This window comes from Longispora sp. NPDC051575 (genome assembly GCF_040681875.1).
Taxonomy (GTDB): Bacteria; Actinomycetota; Actinomycetes; order Mycobacteriales; family Micromonosporaceae; genus Longispora.
On record NZ_JBFAZP010000012.1, the window covers coordinates 281,651 to 299,008 of the forward strand.

General features: G+C 74.0%; 11 protein-coding genes. 4 read left to right on the plus strand and 7 right to left on the minus strand.

Features of this window, described 5'->3' with window-relative positions; all coding sequences use genetic code 11:
* Positions 1-28 precede the first annotated feature (28 nt).
* Both AB0M43_RS33970 and AB0M43_RS33975 read left to right on the plus strand, forming a co-directional pair.
* Positions 29-595, plus strand: a complete 567-nt coding sequence (locus AB0M43_RS33970; protein ID WP_363730524.1) for an ABATE domain-containing protein — start codon at positions 29-31, stop codon at positions 593-595.
* Positions 596-690: 95 nt separating this feature from the next.
* Positions 691-1,233, plus strand: coding sequence for a hypothetical protein (locus AB0M43_RS33975; protein ID WP_363730526.1), 543 nt, complete (start codon positions 691-693; stop codon positions 1,231-1,233).
* Positions 1,234-1,387: 154 nt separating this feature from the next.
* Here the strand turns inward: AB0M43_RS33975 and AB0M43_RS33980 are convergent, their stop codons facing one another.
* The gene (locus tag AB0M43_RS33980) at positions 1,388-3,823 is read right to left on the minus strand and encodes a hypothetical protein (protein ID WP_363730529.1); all 2,436 of its coding nucleotides are present in this window, start codon (positions 3,821-3,823) and stop codon (positions 1,388-1,390) included.
* 66 nt (positions 3,824-3,889) lie between these two features.
* Positions 3,890-5,953: a thioredoxin domain-containing protein gene (locus AB0M43_RS33985; RefSeq protein WP_363730531.1), complete on the minus strand. Its 2,064-nt coding sequence runs from the start codon at positions 5,951-5,953 to the stop codon at positions 3,890-3,892.
* Between the two features lie 121 nt (positions 5,954-6,074).
* Between AB0M43_RS33985 and AB0M43_RS33990 the strand changes: the two genes are divergently transcribed.
* Both AB0M43_RS33990 and AB0M43_RS33995 read left to right on the plus strand, forming a co-directional pair.
* The gene (locus AB0M43_RS33990; RefSeq protein WP_363730534.1) at positions 6,075-7,979 is read left to right on the plus strand and encodes a hypothetical protein; all 1,905 of its coding nucleotides are present in this window, start codon (positions 6,075-6,077) and stop codon (positions 7,977-7,979) included.
* 131 nt (positions 7,980-8,110) lie between these two features.
* Positions 8,111-8,569, plus strand: coding sequence for a carboxymuconolactone decarboxylase family protein (locus tag AB0M43_RS33995; protein WP_363730537.1), 459 nt, complete (start codon positions 8,111-8,113; stop codon positions 8,567-8,569).
* A gap of 146 nt (positions 8,570-8,715) precedes the next feature.
* Here AB0M43_RS33995 and AB0M43_RS34000 read toward each other — a convergent pair whose 3' ends face one another.
* From AB0M43_RS34000 to AB0M43_RS34020, 5 genes are all read right to left on the minus strand, one after another.
* On the minus strand, positions 8,716-9,117 hold the full coding sequence (locus AB0M43_RS34000; protein ID WP_363730540.1) for a hypothetical protein: 402 nt from the start codon (positions 9,115-9,117) through the stop codon (positions 8,716-8,718).
* A gap of 278 nt (positions 9,118-9,395) precedes the next feature.
* On the minus strand, positions 9,396-10,007 hold the full coding sequence (locus AB0M43_RS34005; protein WP_363730541.1) for a G5 domain-containing protein: 612 nt from the start codon (positions 10,005-10,007) through the stop codon (positions 9,396-9,398).
* Between the two features lie 160 nt (positions 10,008-10,167).
* Positions 10,168-11,016, minus strand: coding sequence for an ATP-binding cassette domain-containing protein (locus tag AB0M43_RS34010; RefSeq protein WP_363730542.1), 849 nt, complete (start codon positions 11,014-11,016; stop codon positions 10,168-10,170).
* Positions 11,013-14,129, minus strand: coding sequence for an FtsX-like permease family protein (locus tag AB0M43_RS34015; RefSeq protein ID WP_363730544.1), 3,117 nt, complete (start codon positions 14,127-14,129; stop codon positions 11,013-11,015). The genes AB0M43_RS34010 and AB0M43_RS34015 overlap by 4 nt, the downstream gene beginning before the upstream one ends.
* Entirely contained in the window at positions 14,129-17,164 is a 3,036-nt protein-coding gene (locus AB0M43_RS34020; RefSeq protein WP_363730547.1) for an FtsX-like permease family protein, read from the minus strand. The genes AB0M43_RS34015 and AB0M43_RS34020 overlap by 1 nt, the downstream gene beginning before the upstream one ends.
* Positions 17,165-17,358: the final 194 nt, after the last annotated feature.

Sequence of the window (17,358 nt, forward strand, 5' to 3'; positions counted from 1 at the left end):
CGGCTAAACCCGTTATAAAGTGGGTACCGTGCGCCACACCGACTACTCCCGCCTCGGCTGGCTCGGCGGCCCCCTGGCCCTCGACCTGGCCAACACGCTCCCGCAGGCCCGCCCCGAGGCGCCCCTCGACCTGATCGGCACCGAGGAACAGCTGGGCGTGTGGCTCGCCCACCAGGCGTACCGGCTGCCGGTCCCCCCGCCCGGCCTCGCCCGGTTCCACGGCTTCCGCCGGCTGCGCGACGCCCTGTTCCACGCGTTCGTGGCCACCTCCACCGGGCAGCCCCTGCCCCGCGAGGTCATCGGCGCGCTCAACTCGGTCAGCAACCGCACGCCGGCCCAGCCCCGGCTGCTGGCCCTGCCGGACGGGCTCCAGGTGGAGTACCGGGGGGCGAACCCCGTCGACATCTCCCTAGCCCTGGTCGCGGCGTCCGGGGTGCGGCTGCTGGGCTCCGGGCTGGGGAATCTGCGGCGGTGCGGCGCGCCCGGATGCGGGCTGTTCTTCCTCGGCACCCGGAAGAAGTGGTGCACGGACGCGTGCGGGACGCGGGCCCGGGCGGCGCGGCACTACCAGCGGGGGCGCGAGGCGCTGACCTGAGCGGGGAGCCGCCTTGCGGAGGTCGTTTATCGTCTGCGCCGGAAGGGTAATGGACACGGCTTGCGTTACGGCGCTCTCGATGTAACGCTGTAATCATGCCTGGACCTTACGGATACCCGCGCACCGAAGCGCCCCCCACCGACGACGCCATCGGCTGGATCACCGGCCGCCTCCCCGAGGACTGGTTCGTCGGCCTGCAGATCTCGATCGACCGCGACGAGATCCTCATCGTCGGCCAGCTCCCCGAGCCGACCCTCCCCGACGACGCGACCGAGATCGACAAGGCCGCCGCCGAGGCCGGCCGGATCGAGCGGTTCCGCGAGCCGACCCGCGACCACCGGATCAAGCTCGCCCAGCAGATCGAGCACCGCTACCGGCGCAAGTGCAGCTGGGGCGCGACCTGCGGCGAGACCCGGGAGCTGTTCACCACCCTGTCCGCCCCCGTGATGAGCCGGCTCAAGCAGAAGGACCGCCTCGTCCTCGACACCCTGGTCAACGCCGGGGTCGCCCGGTCGCGCTCCGAGGCGCTCGCGTGGTGCGTGCGGCTCGTCGGCGAGCACGCCAACGAGTGGCTCAGCGACCTGCGCGGCGCGATGGAGTCGGTCGACGAGCTCCGCCGCAAGGGCCCCGACCTGTAGGTCGGCCCACCGCTCGACCGCACGGTCCGGCATCCGCCGGGGCCCGACGACCACGCGTCGTCGGGCCCCGGCGTCCCTGTCCCCACGTCGACCGCTCACTCGGGCCGGTGCTACGCCGGCTCACCGTGGTGCGCACCGGCAACCGGGGAGGCTGCTAGCGGCGGGCTCCGGACGGTACCCCTCGACGGGTCTTGTCCTTCTTGGCCGGCCGCGAGGTCGGGGGCAGCGCCACGATCGCCAGCGGAGTCAGCTCCCGGGCCGAACCCAGCGGATCGTCGCCGAGCACGTCCGCCGGGAACTCCCCCTGCCCCGCCCAGCCCAGCACCTGCGGCCCGGCGACGATCGCACACCCGCCGAGGGTCGCGTAGGCCTCGGCTGGCAGGCCCGTGCGCAGGGCGCCCAGCAGCGCGGCGCACACCGCGTCGGGGTCGTCCGGCGGGGCGATCACCGCGACGTCGGCGGGGAACACGGCGTCCTCCCGGGGCGTGGCCACCGCCCGCAACGCCGGACCGCCCACCTTGTACGCGAGCGCGCGCAGCCCCATCACCCGCAGCCCGCCCGCGCACACCACCCGGCCCAGGCCGGTCGCCTCGATCGCGAGCTGGGTCCGCCACGGCCCCCGGCGCACCCCGTCGCCGCGCGCGGTCAGCACCCGGGCCGGCAGCCCCGGCACGATCTCCCACAGGAACCGGGCCCGGCCCTGCGCGACGGCCACCGGCTTCGCGGCGAGCACCACGAACCACGGCGTGGTCAGCGACTTGCGGTAGTTCTTGTCGGCGGCGAGGTGACCGACGAACTCGGTGATGTGGTACCGGACGTTGTCGGCGAGCCGGTCACCGGCGCAGATCACCGGGGTCCGCACCGGGAACCGCAGCCAGCCGCCCGACTCCAGCAGGTGGCCCGGGTTGGGCTCCAGCGGCCCGCGCAGGGTCGACGCCGGGGCCGGGGCCTCCAGGAGCCGCAACCAGCGCTCCACCAGGTACAGCCGCCAGAAGTGGTCCGCGTCGCCCCGCCGGCCGGCCAGCAGCGCCCCGAACCCGGCGAGCGCCGCGCGCTGGTCCGCCCACGGCCGGTTCGCGAACCGCTCCGACAGCAGCAGCGCGTAGATCCGGCCCCGGGAGGCGGTCAGCAGTTCGCGGGTCGGGGCCGGGTGCCGGAGCTGGTCGGCGCCCGTCAGCTCGGCGGCCCGGGACAGCCCCGCGAGCTCCTTGCGCAGGGTGTCCCCGGAGCCGACGGCCTCCGCGTACGGGGTGCGCACCGCCACCCCGAACCGGACCGCGCACCGGTCGGCGACCCGGGCCAGGTACGCCGTCGCCGCGTGCCGGTGCGCGTTCGCCGGCATCCGGTCCCCCGCCGCGAGCAGCAGGTTCGCGCCCGCCGGGTCGATCAGCGCGTCGACCTCGCCGGCCGCCGAGCGGACCGTGGCCCAGACCAGGAAACCGGTCGGGTCGGGGACCGGCTCGCCCAGGTCGGCGAGGAACGCGTCCAGGTCCCGTTCGAACTGTTCGGGGCCGACGGTGACGACGCGGTGGGTGGTGCGCTCGTCGGCTCCGGTGAGGCGGGTCGCGTAGGCCTCCTCGCCGGTGTCGAGGGGCGAGAAGGTCGCGGAATAGACGGGTACCGGGACCGCGTCGCCGGACGCGTCGTGCCGGTCGCCGCCCGGGTTCGCGGTGCCGGTGTGCGGGCCGGGGCCGGCCGACCGGTCCGGTCCGGGACCGCCGAACCGGTCCGGGCCGGTGGCGCCCAGGGCCACCGCGAGGGCCGCCGCGCCCGCCACGCCCTCCGCGAGCCGGATCCCGATCCGGCCGGACCCGGTGGCGGCGGTCAGCGTGGCGGTGGCCGGCGCGACGGCGCGCATCGGCGCGGGCCGGACCATGACCGGCTCCACGCCCTCCCGGGTGATCGTGATGACCTGGCCGGGGAGTACCCGTCGGATGGCCGCGAAGAAGGTCGCCTCGGTGTCGTCGCAGGCCCCGGTCGCGAGGAACCGGGCGATGGTCGCCGGGTCCGGGGTGGCCGGGACGCCGGCGGCGAGCAGGGCGGCCGGCTCCGAGGCGACGAGGACCGTGTCGCGCGGGGCGGACGGGTCGCGCCGGCCGGCGAAGAGCTCGGCGTCGCGGGCACCCGGGGCGTTGCCGAAGGCCGTGCCGTCCGCCCGGTCCTCGGCCGTCGCGCGGAGCACCGTCGGGTCGCGGTCGCCGGCCCGGTTGCGCAGGGGCGCGGCCGTGGCGGGCTCGCGGAGGACGGCGTAGTAGAGGGGTGGGCCGTCGCCGTTGCGGGCCAGGACCAGGACGCCGCGCGCGGGGTCGGCGAGGGCCATCGCGTACGGGTCGGTGCCGAGGAGCAGCGCGCGGGGGCCGTGCTCGGCGTACCGGCCCAGGAGGGTGGTCGCCTCCGCGATCCCGTCGAGCACGATCGCCGCGCCCGCCCGGGTCTTGATCTCCGGGACCCCCGCGCGCAGCCCGAGCCCGAGCGCCGGCCGGCCGGGGGCGTGCCACGCGTTCGGGTCGCCGCCCCGGGGTGCGAGTGCGTGGGTCAGGGCGTCGAGAACACCGGGCACTGACCCGAAATACGCGGCAATTCCAGCCATGTCGGTCATCTCCTGCGGGCGGGATGACCGATCTTAGCGCTTCCTCCAATATGTGCGATAAGCGGGCTATTTGCCGGTTAGCCGCTGGATCAGCTCGGCGGCGTCCGTCACCGGCCGGTCACAGACGAAACCCTTGCACGTGTACGCCGTCGCGGCCCCGCCCATCGCCGGACGGTCCGCGAGCAACGGCACACCCTCCCGGTCCGGCGCGCCGGCCACGATCACCGACCCGCCGGGCGCGTGCCGCCACGCCGTCCGCAGCAGCTCCTCGACGTCCGCACCGGACACCGCCACCTCCCACGGCCCCACCAGGTGCGACTCCGCCACGGCGGACGCCCAGCCCGCGAACCGGGGATACTTCGCGATCAGCGGCGCCGTGGTCGCCAACGCCGCCTCGGCGGCCTCCCGGTACCGGGTCTCCCCCGTCAGCGCCGCGTACGCCGTCAACGCCCCGCACAACGCCGTCACCCCGGACGGGCTCGCGTTGTCCGAGGGGTCGCGCGGCCGGACGACCAGGGCCTCCCCGTCGGCGGCCGTGTCGAAGAAGCCGCCCTCGCCGTCGGTGAACTGCTCCAGCGCCACGTCGAGGAGCTGACCGGCCAGGGTGAGCCAGCGGCCCTCGCCGGTGAGCTGGTGCATGGCGCAGAAGGCCTCGGCGACGCAGCCGTAGTCCTCCAGGACACCGGCCGGGGCGCCGACCACGCCGTCCCGCGACACCCGCCGCAGCCGACCGTCCACGATGTGCACGTCCGCGAGCAACCCGGCCACCCCGGGCAGGACGCCGTGCCGCGCGTCGCCCCACACCGAGCGGCCCGGGCCGACGTCGCCCCGGGGCGCCCCGGCCGGGCCGGTCGGCCCCGGGTCGGCATGCATGGCCTCCGCGACCTGGGCGTACTCGGCCAGGGCCGTGACCGCCAGGCCGTTCCACGCGGCCACGACCTTGTCGTCCCTGGCCGGCTGGGGGCGGGTACCCCTGGACAGCCGCAGTTCCTGGCGCACGTCCTGCCAGCGACGGACGACATCCGGACCGGCGTCGTCCACGTCCATGGCGAGTTGGAGCACGCTCGAACCGTGCTCGAACGTGCCCCCCTTCGTCACCCGGAACAGATCCGCGGCCCAGGCCCCGTCGTCCTCGCCGAGCACCTCGACGAGCTGCTCCGGCGTCCACGCGTAGGTCAGGCCCTCGACGCCGTCGGTGTCCGCGTCGAGCGCGGCGGCGAAACCACCCTCCGGGGTGCGCAGCCCGCCCCGGTCCATGAGGAACCCGGCCGTCTCGGCGGCCACCCGCTCGGCCAGGCGGTCACCCGTCAGTCTCCACAGCTGGGTGTACACCCGCAGCAGGAGCGCGTTGTCGTACAACATCTTCTCGAAGTGGGGGACGGTCCACTCGGCGTCGACCGAGTACCGGGCGAACCCGCCGGCCAGCTGGTCGTACATCCCGCCCCGGGCCATCTGCTCGCACGTGTGCCGGACCATCTCCAACGCCTCGGCCGAACCGGTGCGCTCATGGTGCCGGAGCAGGAACAGGAGCACCATGGACGGCGGGAACTTCGGGGCGCCGCCGAAGCCGCCGTTCAGATTGTCGTACCCCTTGAGGAGCTGACCCACGGCGGCGTCGAGCAGGCCGGCGGTGATCTCGCCCCGCCCGGACGACGCCGGGGCCAGCACGTCCACGATCGCCCGGCCCTGGGCGAGGATGTCCTCGCGCTGGGTGGCCCAGGCGGTGCCGACGGCCTCGACGACGGCGACGAAGTGGTCGCGCGGGAAGTAGGTCCCGCAGTAGAACGGCTCGCCGTCCGGGGTCGCGAACACCGTCATCGGCCAGCCGCCCTGGCCGGTCGTCGCCTGGGTCGCGGCCATGTACACGGCGTCGACGTCGGGGCGCTCCTCCCGGTCCACCTTGATCGGGACGGTGCGCTCGTTGACGACGGCCGCCACGGCCGGGTCCTCGAACGACTGGTGGGCCATCACGTGGCACCAGTGGCAGGCGGAGTAGCCGACGCTGATCAGGACCGGCACGTCGCGGCGCCTGGCCTCGGCGAACGCCTCCGGCCCCCACTCCCACCAGTCGACCGGGTTCTCTGCGTGCTGGAGAAGATAGGGCGAGGTGGCGGAGCCGAGCCGGTTCATCCGGCCACTCTCCCACACCCCCCGATTCCGGGCGCCGGGAGCTGCGGAATCCGTCCGTTACCTGATTGCCGGGGTTGACGGGCCGCCCTATCCTCGGCATTGATCCGCATGGATCACGGGGATGAACGGGGAAGCAATGTCCATTTTGGCTAGATCGCTGCCCGCGCGCGGGTTCGCTGTCGCGTTGGCGGCCACTCTGGGGTTCACCGGCCTGACGGTGCTCGGCACCACCGGGGCCGCCTCGGCCGCGCCGCACTCGGAGTACGCGCCCGTCACCCTGAGCGCCTACACCGATTCCAAGGCCCCGGACGCCACCTTCGACGGCGACTCGCAGGGCATGCCGATCGGCGGCTGGGCCGACGACGCCGGCACGGTGCACAAGTCCCGGGCGTACGTCACGTTCGACCTGACGGCGTTCGGGAACCGGACGGTCAGCGGGGCGAAGCTCTACTTCCGGGAACTGCGGCCCGCCGACTGCACCAAGCGCGCCATCGAGGTCTGGCAGACCAAGCCGATCGACACCAACCCCAGCTGGTTCCGCTCGCCGGTGTCGCTGAGCAAGCTCGACGAGTCCCTGACCCCGGAGTACTGCCCGGCCCAGTTCTCCACCGACATGTCCGCCGTGGTCAACGCGGCGCTGGCCGGCCGGCAGAAGAAGCTCACCCTCAAGTTCAAGGTGCCCGACAACCTCGAGGGCGACGTCAGCTACGCGCGCCGGATCTCGTACACGATCCTGTCGGTGCAGTACAACTCGCCGCCCACCGTGGACGGGACGCACCTGTTCAACGGCGGCCGGCCGTGTGCCGACAAGGCGCCGTTCCCGGTGCTCGGGGGCTTCGCGGGGCTGTTGCAGGCCGTCGGGAACGACGCCGACGCGCAGGAGCACCTGCGCCACGAGTTCGCCGTCTGGCCGGTCGGGGACCCGGCCGCCCGGACCGTGACCACCGCCGACTACGGCGTGTCCGGGCGGGTGGGCAGTGTCCGCCTCGCCGAGGGCGTGCTGGTCAGCGGCGGGAAGTACTCCTGGCAGGTCCGGGTCGGCGACGGGCAGGACACCTCCGCCTGGTCGAAAACGTGCACGTTCAGCTACGACAGCGTGGCGCCGCCCGCGCCGACGCTCACGTCGAGCTACCCGACCGGTGGCGAGGAGGGACCGCCCCCGGGCGTGCCCGGCGTGTTCACGTTCTCCGGCGGGGGCGACCCGGACGTGGCCGGATTCGAGTACACCTGGGGATCGATCTTCAGCGTGCCGGGCTGCTCCGTGAGCGGCGACGCCGGCCAGCTCGAATGCACCGACCCGCTCGCGGGACACCAGGTCGTGCGCGCGACCACGCCCGGCGGCACCGCCTCGGTCACGCTGAGCCCGCCCGACTCCGGCCCGCAGCGGCTGATGGTGCGCTCCCTGGACCGGGCGGGCAACCGGTCACCGGAGCACGCGACGTTCGAGTTCTGGGCGCCGTGGACAGACCCGCAGATCACCCCGACGCCGGGTACGCCCGAGTGGGGCGAGCAGGTGACGCTCCGGTTCGCGCCCGGCACCGGGGTCACCGGGGTCACCTCCTACGAGTACCAGATCAACTCGGCCGAGCCCCGGCAGGTGACCGCAGGGGCCGACGGCACGGCGACGGTCTCCTTCCTCGCGGACAACGTCGACGGGTACTCGGTCGTGGTCCGTTCCCGCAGCTCCAACGGCTTCGTGTCCACCCAGGGCCGCTGGCTGCACTCCTTCTACCCGGGGCCGGGAGTCCGCTCGGAGGTCTACCCGGAGCGGGGCGAGCCGGGCGGGGGCATCGGCGTGGCCGGCACGTTCACCTTCTCCCGGCCGCCGGGCTGGACCACGGTGCACGAGTACCGGTACTCGTTCAACGGCGGCCCGGAGCTGACCGTCGCGGCCGGGCCGGACGGGAAGGCGACCGTCACCTGGACACCGACGGAGAGCGGTGGCGCCTACCTCGACGTGTTCGCCGTCCGCCCCGACGGCACCCAGAGCAACTACGGCAACTTCTACGAGTTCATGGTCGCCTGAAGGCGGCTGGAGGCCCCGGCGTACCCGTCGGGGCCTCCGCTCTTGAAGTTACCCCGGTCACAACTGTCACAAACTCGCGGGCGGGTTCGTCAGTGCTGTGTCGAACAGAAACCCTCCCCGAGGAGACAGTCATGCAGGCACGGATGTCCAACCCCGCCATGGTGCTCGCCGACGCCGGCAAGGCGATCAACGCGCTCTACAAGGTCAGCCACTCCGGCGGCGTACCCCAGACGACGCTGGAACTGGTGCACCTGCGCGCCAGCCAGATCAACGGGTGCAGCGCCTGTGTGGACTCCGGCGCGCGGACCGCCAAGAAGAACGGCGAGACCGACGAGCGGCTGTTCGCGGTGGCCGCGTGGCGGGAGACCCCGTACTTCACCGACGCCGAGCGCGCGGCCCTCGACCTCGCCGAGCACGCCACCCGGCTGGCCGACAGGACCGACCCGGTGCCGGACGCGATCTGGGCCGCCGCCGCCGCGCACTACACCGAGGAGCAGCTCGCCTCCCTCGTGATGTGGATCGCGACGACCAACTTCTTCAACCGGCTCAACGCCACTACCCGGCAGCCGGCTGGGCAGAACTGGGGCTGAGCGGGGCTGAGCGGGGCCGGGCCGGGCCGGACTGAGCCGGGCCGGAGCGGGGTCGGAGCGGGGCCGGAGCCGTCAGGGGGACTGTCGCCACAGCCCTCCTGACGGCTCCGTTTCCGTCTGGCTCACGGGTTTCAGCCGGCGCTCCGCTAACCCTCCTCGCAGCCGATGCCGTCGTTGTCCCCGTCGAGGCCGTAGACGTCCGTGCCGATGACGGCCACCGGGCCCTGCACGTACGCCGGCCCGTTCCCGGGGCCGCCCGCGCAGTCGACGTCCGTCGCGACGGGCACGCAGCCGCCGTAGTTGAAGTCGCAGCTACCTGAGGCCTGCGGGCCCAGCCCGGGTTCCACCGGGCCCAGCCCTGGCTCCACCGGGGCCGCGCCCTGGCCGAGCACCGGGCCTTCCGAAGGGGCCTCACCCGAAGCCGGCGCCACACCGACCCCAGCCCCGACACCGGCCGGCGCGGACACCACATCCGAGGCCAGCGCGCCCCCCGACCAGAGGCTGAGTACGAGAAACGCCGCGAACGCCGCCGCGCGTGTTGTGATCATGGGCCCTCCCCCCGTGCCTGGCCCCGGCCGGCCACCCGAGAGAACGAGGGCGACTTTCCACACCGGACGAGACTCCGGACAACCCCTGTGCTTCCCCGCCGGGCTCACCGTCGACCCGTCGGGCTCACCTCGACGCTACGCCTGACCAGCCACCCGGCGACGGATCAAGTCCAGGTTCGCATCGGTGCCCCGGGGCTTTCCACGGCGAATGTGACGGCTACGCCCCTCCTGTCGGCTCCATACGGATCGACCCGCGCAAAGCCCCCGTGCCGGCCGCACTACTCGCAACCGACCCCGTCGTGGTCCCCGTCGAGGTCGTAGATGTCTGTGCCGATGACGTAGACCGGGCCCCGGACATACGCCGGCCCGTTGCCCTTGCCGCCCGCGCAGTCCACGTCACTGGCGATCGGGACGCACGGCCCGCTGTAGTTGGGGTCGCAGGTCGGCGCGGACCTGGTGCCCACCGACGTCACCTCCGCGACCGGGTCCGTCGTCACCACGTCCCGCAGCAGTTTCCGCCCCAGCTCCTTGCCGTCCGCGACCGTCACCTCGTAGGTGAGGGTCCGTTTGCCGGTCACACCGTAGGTCGTGACGGCGGTGGCGCCCTCAGCACGAGACGGGTCGGTCACCGTCCGTCTCTCGAAGGGGATGTCCTTCGTCTCGGTGACGATCCGCTTCTCCACGACGGGAGCGGGCGCGGCAGTCGTCGGGGCGGCGCTGGGAACGACGGGCGTCGCACGGCCGGCCGGCGTGGCGCTGACCACCTCCGGGCCGGGTGGTGCGGACCCACCACCGGACTCCGGAGTCCCGCACGCCGACGAGGCCGAGAGCACGAGTACGACAACCGCGAGTGGCGTGACGATGTGTCGCGCCAGAGCTGAGATATCCATCGAGGGCCTCCCCTCGAGCCTAGTCCGGCCCCGGGTCCGCGCCCGCCGCCTTACCAAGCCCGGGCACAGGACCCCTCTGCCCAGACCGGGCCGCTCGGGCGAACCCGGGGCCAGACCGCGCCGCCAGGGTCTACCCGCCACCCGGGAAGGTGGGTACGGATCAGGCCGTTCCGGCGGGCTCCATGCGGATCGAACCGTCCTCCTGCAGCTCGACCCGCAGCAACGTCCCCGGCACCACCTCGCGCAGGATGTCCGGCGGCAGGTGCACCGCCCCGTCCCGCGCGACGACGGCGAAGTCCTGCCCGTGCCGGCCCTCGGCCCCGACCCGGCCGTCGCGGATGGTCACGGTCCGGCCGAGGATCGCGCCGACGTCGGGGTCGTGGGTGACGGCGATGACCGTGGTGCCGGCCCGGTTGACGGCCGTGAACGCGGCCAGGACCTCGTCGCGGGCGTCGTGGTCGAGCTGGCTGGTGGGCTCGTCGGCGAGCAGCAGGCCCGGGTTGGTGGCCATCGCGACTGCCACGGCGAGCCGCTGGCGTTCGCCGGGGGCCAGGTCGGCGGGCTTGGAGCGGGCGATCCGGGCGTCGTCGAGGCCGACGAGGGCGAGGACGTCGACGGGGGCGAGCAGTTCGGAGCGCCGGCTCCGGGGTACGTCACTCTGCGCGAAAGCGATGTTCTTCTCGGCGGTCAGGTACGGCAGCAGGTTGCGGGACGCGCCCTGGAGCACGACGCCCACGTCGAGTCCGCGCATCCGCTGCAACTCGGCGTCGCTGGCCTTGGCCACGTCGTGGTCGCCCACGGTGAGCCGGCCGGCGGACGGCTGGAGCAGGCCCGCCATCAGGGACAACAGGGTGGACTTGCCGGAGCCGGACGGTCCGACGAGCGCGACGGCCTCGCCGGGCTCGATGTCGAGGTCGACGCCGGACAGGGCCACGACGTCGTAGCCCTCGAGCCGGTAGATGTAGACCAGGCCCCGGCAGGTGACCCTGATCCCCTTGCTCTCCGTCACGACGTTCCTTCCCGTAGACGTTGCGCGTCGCCGCGCCGCATCGTGGTTCGCATGGCGGTGACGGCGACGAGGCCGTACACCAGGATGATCAGGGCCAGGGCGGTGCCCCACCGCTCCGGGCCGGGCCAGTAGTCGATCGGCACGGTGGCCAGTTGGCCGGTGGCGGGCAGCAGGTGCGGCAGGGTGAGGACGCCGGTCGCCACGCCGGCCACGCCGCCGACCCCCACCGCGATGACGAGCAGCAGGGTGTACTCCCGGAGCACGGCGCGGCCCACCTGCCGCCGCGACAGGCCGGCGACCCGGAGCGCGGCGGCCTCGTACGCGCGGTCCTGGGCGCCGGGGCGGGCGGTGAGCGGGACGCCGAGGACGCCGAGGAGCAGCGCGCCCAGGGCGGCGATGACGTAGAGGCGCAGGGCCACGGCGGAACCCTGTTCGTCGAGGGCGGCCTGGCGGTCGGCGAGCCGGGTGACGCCGGTGACGGTCAGCCCGGCGGCGGCGAGCTTCGCGGCCAGGTCGGCGGGGGCGTCGGCGCGGGTCCAGACCATCGGGGTGGTGTCGGCGTCGGAGGCGAACGTGGGTGTGGAGCGGTCGCCGTACGCGAGGTCGACGAGGATGCCCTGGCCGACGCCGGGGAGTACGGGGGCGGTGCCGACGGCGCGGTAGGGCTGCTCGACGCCGTACAGGCCCGCGGCGCGGAAGTCGTCCTTCGTGAAGTGCGGGTCGGACACCATGGCGGGCAGCGGGTACGGCGCGTCGACGCGCAGCACCGACAGGTCCTCGCGCCCCGGGGTCGTGAACGTGATCCGGAGCCCGTCCGCGCCGGCCAGGACGGTGGCAACGGGCTGGTCGTCCATCGTGGGCTCGGCGCCCCGCCAGGCGGTCGGCTCCCGCAACCGGTCGGTCAGGTCCCCGGCGGAGTCGCGGACGGCCGTGACCAGCAGGTCGCCCTGGAGGGTGGCGGAGCCGGCGGCGCCCCCGCCCCGGTACCCGTTGAAGCCGACCAGCCGGCAGCCGGCCTCGCAGCCCGGCACCTCGGCGGTGAACCGGTTGGGTCCGGCCGCGATCCGGGTGAGGGCCACGGCGCGCCGCCCGGCCGGGGTGTCCAGCAGCACGCCGAACGTCACCGAGCCGGCCGGTTCCATGACGTGCGCGGTCAGGTCGATCTCGATCCTCGGGCCGCGCAGCACGATCGGCGCGGCGGCGGGCGGACGCAACCGGTCGGCGACGGCGGACACGCTGCCGCCGGTGGTGGCCGGGTTCCAGTAGCCGATGGCGGCCAGCCGGCTGGTGTCGACGCCGACGATGTGGGTGGTGGTGTCGCCGACCCCGATCACGGTGTCCACGGCGGCCATCGCGTACCGGCCGTCCGGGTCGACCTTCGCCACCGCCGCGAGCAGTTTCTCCGCGGACACCGTCTCGAGTTTGTAGACGACGGGCGCACCGGTCACGATGCCGGCCCGGACCTCGCGGTTGTGCGCGGCCATGCCCCAGGAGTACAACCCGTACCCGGTGAGGGCCGTCGCAACCACCACGAGGGCGACCAGGCGCGGCCCGCCCTGCCGGCGACCGACGGCGGACCAGGCGAGCAGCGGCACCGGCCGGCCCCGGCGGATGGCGGCCGGTCCGCGCCGCCGGGCCAGCAGGGCGATCACCCGGCCGGCGAGCGCGCCCGCCGCCAGCGCCGCGAGGCTGCCCGCGACGAGGGCGATCTCGCTGTCCCCGGACCGGGTGACCAGCGCCCACACGGCGAAGCCGGCGACGACGAGCAGCAGCGCGTCGAGGAAACCGAACCGCCGGCGCAGGCCGCTGGAGACCCGGCGGAGCAGGCCGAGTACGGGGCGGCGCAGCGGGCTGACGCTGGCGAACAGTGCCACGAGCAGCGCGCCCGCGAACACGCCGAGCCCGGTGAGGAGCATCGGGGTCCGGTACTCGGGCCGCACGTCGAGTTCGCGCAGTTGGGCCCAGATCCCGCCCCGGACGGCCGCCCAGCCCAGCAGCGCGCCGACCGGTCCGGCGACGGCCACGAGCAGCGCCGACTCGACGAGGCCGAAGCGCAGTACCCGGGCGGCCCGGAAGCCGCGGAGTTTGGCCACGGCGAGTTCGGTCGAGCGGCTCTCGGCGAGGTTGGCCAGCACGAGGTAGACGACGAGCCAGCACAGGACGATGAGCTGGACGGCGACGAACATGACCGACCGGACGGCGACGGCCCGCTGCGCCTTGACCTCGAGCAGCACGTTGGACAGGTTGGTCTTCGCGGTCAGGGCCAGGAGCCGGGTCTGGCGGGCGCACTCGGCCTGCTCCGCCGGGGCGCGCGGCGGATCGCCGATGAGGAGCCGCGGACACTCCGTGAACCCCAGCCCGATCGGGATCTTCAGGCTCCTGGTGAGCGCGTCGATCGTGGTGAGGTCGACCCTGTTGGGCAGGATCGGGTAGTCGAGGATGGTCTCGGTCTGGGGCCGGACGTTCGACTTCGGGTCCCGCGCGGCGGTGCTCACGGTCTCCTCGGTCGCGAACAGGGTGCCGAAGAAGTCGGGCCTGCCGAACTGCGCGTCGACGGCGTCGAAGTACTCCCGGGGGCCCCAGAACCCCGCATCCTTCTTGTAGAGCCCGACGACCGTGCCCGTCGGCTGGAGCCATCCGGCGTCGAGGGTGACCTTCGTGCCCAGGGCGAGCCCGGAACTGGCGGGCGCGGCGAACTCCCCGACGGCCACCGGGCACCGGCCGGTGGTGAACACCAGGCGGTCGCACTGGCCGTCGCGGGCCACGATCCGGCCGTTGACCCGGTCCCCGTCGAACCGGACCGCGCCCTCGATCCGGCGTTCGTGGACGGGCGCGCCGTAGTACCCGCCGATGGGGTAGAACGCCCGGGCGGCCCGGTCGATCTCGGCGGGGTCGCCGGACGCGTCGTAGAACTGCGAGGACGTGATGGTCAGGGTGGTCAGGGCGGGCGGGGCCGTGCGCAGCCCGTCCCGCAGGGACCACTGTTCGACGGCCCGGCTGTAGGCGGGCGCGAACACCGCCGCCGCCACGGAGACGCTGACGAGGAGCACCACGAGCAGTGAGCTGGCCCGCCGGTGCCAGATCCCGGCGAGCGCCAGCCGCAGGGTTCCCACTACTGGCCGCCGGAACGCAGCAGCCGTGGGTCGGCCCGCCGGACCAGGCCCAGGACGAGCCAGACCACCCCGGCGAAGCCGAGCAACGTGAGGGTACCGGCGGTGCCCAGTTCGTACGGGCCGAGCTTGTAGACCGGGGTCAACGCGTCCTTGGCGGCGCTGACCAGCGGGATCGCGGACACCATCAGCCCGGCGGACAGCAGCCCGACGGTCCCGCCGACCACGAACGGCACCCCGAGCAGCGTCGCGTACTCCCGGCGCACCCCGGCGCGCAAGGTCTTCGCGGGCAGGCCGGCGATCCGCAGCGCGGCCAGCTCGTACTGCCGGGCCCGCACCCCGATGTACGCGTTGAGCAGCACCGCCCCGACGGCGAGCAGCACGGCGAGCACCCCGGCCGCCAGGTACAGCCACAGGGCCAGCGCAGGTGCGGCCCGGCCGAGCCGCTCCAGGCGGGTGGCCCGGGACTGCACCTCGACGACCTGCACCCCGGCGGCGCCGAGCGCGGCGCGCAGGGTGGCCGGCGCGTCGGGGGCGACCCAGACCTCGTAGGAGACGCTGTTGGAGGCGCTCAGGTTGGCGTCCACGGCGGCGGACCACACCTCGGCCCGGACGTCGAGCAGGATGCCGTGTTCGCCGACCCGGGGCGCGAGCCCGGCCCGCTGGACGACGTCGAACTGCTGCGGGTTGGCCCCGAGCGCCAGGATCGAGAACGCGTCGGCCTTCCGGTCGGCGTCGGGGGTGTCCCCGGCGAGGACGGTGGGCAGCCGGTCGGGCATGTCGGCGTACCGGATCCGGTAGTCCTCCGAGCCCGTACCCCGCACGGACACCTTCAGGCCGGGGGTGACGGAGCCGGTGGTCGCGTCGGCCGGCTTGACCTCCCGCCACGCGTCGGCGAGGTCGAGGCGGGTGTCGAGCGCGTGCCCGCCGTCGAGCAGCCGGGTGACGGTCAGGTCCACCGCGTACGGCGTGGACCGGCCCGGGAACCGCTGGATGACCAGGCCGACGAGCCGGCAGCCGGTACCGCAGTCGGGCACGGCGGCCTTGTAGGTGGCGGTGCCGACCTTCAGCTCGCCGAGCGGTACCTCGCGCGGGCCCCGGCCGGGGGTGGTGACCCAGGCGGCCAGTTGCAGCGGGCCGGCGCTGTCGAGCTTGGCGACCGTGACCTCGGCGGCGAACTCCGGACCCTTGACCGTGACCGCCCGGGACTGGTCCACGGCGACCTTGTCGGCCACGTCCTGGGCGGTGCCGGGCTCGCCCTGCGGCCACACCGCGACGTTCGCGAACCGGGTCGGGTCGATGCCGACGATGGTCAGGTTGTCGCCGTCGTAGAACTGGGAGATCCGCACGGCGGCCATCGCGTGCTTCCCCGTCGGGTCGGCCCGCGTCACCCCGTCGAGGAGGGCCTGCGGGTCGGTGGCGAGCACCCGGTAGACGGTGGACGCGCCCGCGTACCCGTCGGCGGTCCTGATCCTGTTGTAGTCGGCCACGCCCCAGATGGCCGTGGAGAACCCGAGCAGCGACAACGCGACCGTGAGCACCATGCTCAGCCGGACCGTGGACTGCCGCCGGCCCAGCTGCGCGCTGGCGAGCATCGCGGGGACCCGGCCGGCGCGCAACGCCCGGCCGACCCGGCGGCGGCTCCACATCGCCAGCCCGCGGGCGACGCCGAGACCGGCGAGCAGGGCCAGCAGCGGGGCGGCGAGCAGGGCCAGCGAGGAGGTCTTGTCGCCGGCCGCGAGCACCTGGTAGAGCGCGACGGCGGTGAGCGCGACGACGATCCCCTCGCCGACGGCGGCCTTGAACCGGGCGCGCGGCGGCACCCGGCGGAGCAGCGCCAGCGCCGGGGTGTTCAGCGTGCGCCGGGACGCCAGCCACACGGTGCCCATGCCAGCGGCGACGGCGACGAGCGAGGCGGCGAGCAGCTCCCAGCGCAGTTCGACCTCCACCCCGTCGGCCAGGATCGCACCGGCCGCCAGCCAGGTGAAACCGAGCCCGAGCAGCAGGCCGAGCGGGGTCGCCAGGGCGACGAGCACCAGGGCCTCGCCGAGCCCGAACCGCACGGTCCGGCCGGTGCCGAACCCGCGCAGCTTGGCCAGGGCGATCTCCGGGCCGCGCTCCTCGGTGACGGACGCGACCGCGAGGTACAGCACGAACAGGCAGAGCAGCAGCAGCGGCAGCGCGACCAGCGGGATGCTGCCGGTCAGCGCGTCCTGCTCGGCCCGGATGTCGCTGAGCATCCCGGGCAGCAGCGAGCCGGTCTCCGCCCCGGACTGCCGGGCGAGATCCTTGATGTCGCTGGCGAGCCGTGCCGCGTCGGCCAGACCGACAGAACCGACCTTCAGGGGGTACTCGACGGTCACGCGCCGGTCCGCCGCCGTCACCTCGGTCGGGTTGCCCGTGAGTACGGGCGCGTCGAGCTGGTCGGCGACGGGGCTGCCGGCGCCCCCGAAGTAGTTGTTCCGGCCCCAGTACCCGTCGAGGGTGTCCTTCGGGGTGTAGAGCCCGGCGACGGTGCCCGTCCGCGGGGTCGCCGTGCCGTTGACCATCACCTGGTACGCCAGCGGCTGGCCGACCTGCGCGCCGATCAGCTCGGCGGCCTTGACCCCGAGCAGGATCTCCCCGGGCCTGGCCGGGTCGGTGCACCTGCCCGCCGTGATCGTGACGTGGTCGCAGATGTCCTGCCGGTAGACGTGCAGGGCCAGCGCGCGCTGGGGACCGATCACGATCCGCTCGGCCGCGCCGTCCACCCCGGGCCCGAAGTACCTCCCGACGGCCGGCCGTTCGGCGAGCACCTTGTCGGCGGCGGCGTGCAGCGTCCTCGGGTCGTTGCCCTCCTGGGACGCGGCGTCGAACCACAGTTCCGTCTGCCAGGGCGCGGAGTCGCTCAGCCCGTCCCGGAGCACCGATTCCTGGGCCGCCCGGGTGTAGGCCGGGACGAGCACCGCAGCGGCGGCCGCGAACACCGCGAGCACCAGGACGACCACGGAGAGTCCTCGCCGGTACCGAATGCCCTGCAGCGTGACGGAACTGGCCACGAATTGTCCCCTCGCGAGCGTCACTGGATTCCCCAGCCCCCAGACGCTACTGATCACGAAGTCAATGAACAGGCACCGAGAGGTTGCGGTTACATCTCAGCAGGCGGTTGGTGGGGCGTTCGGGGTGGCATGCCGTGCTGGTGGGGGCCGGGGGTGGGACGCCGGAGGTGCTGGACGCCGGAGGCGGTGGGCGC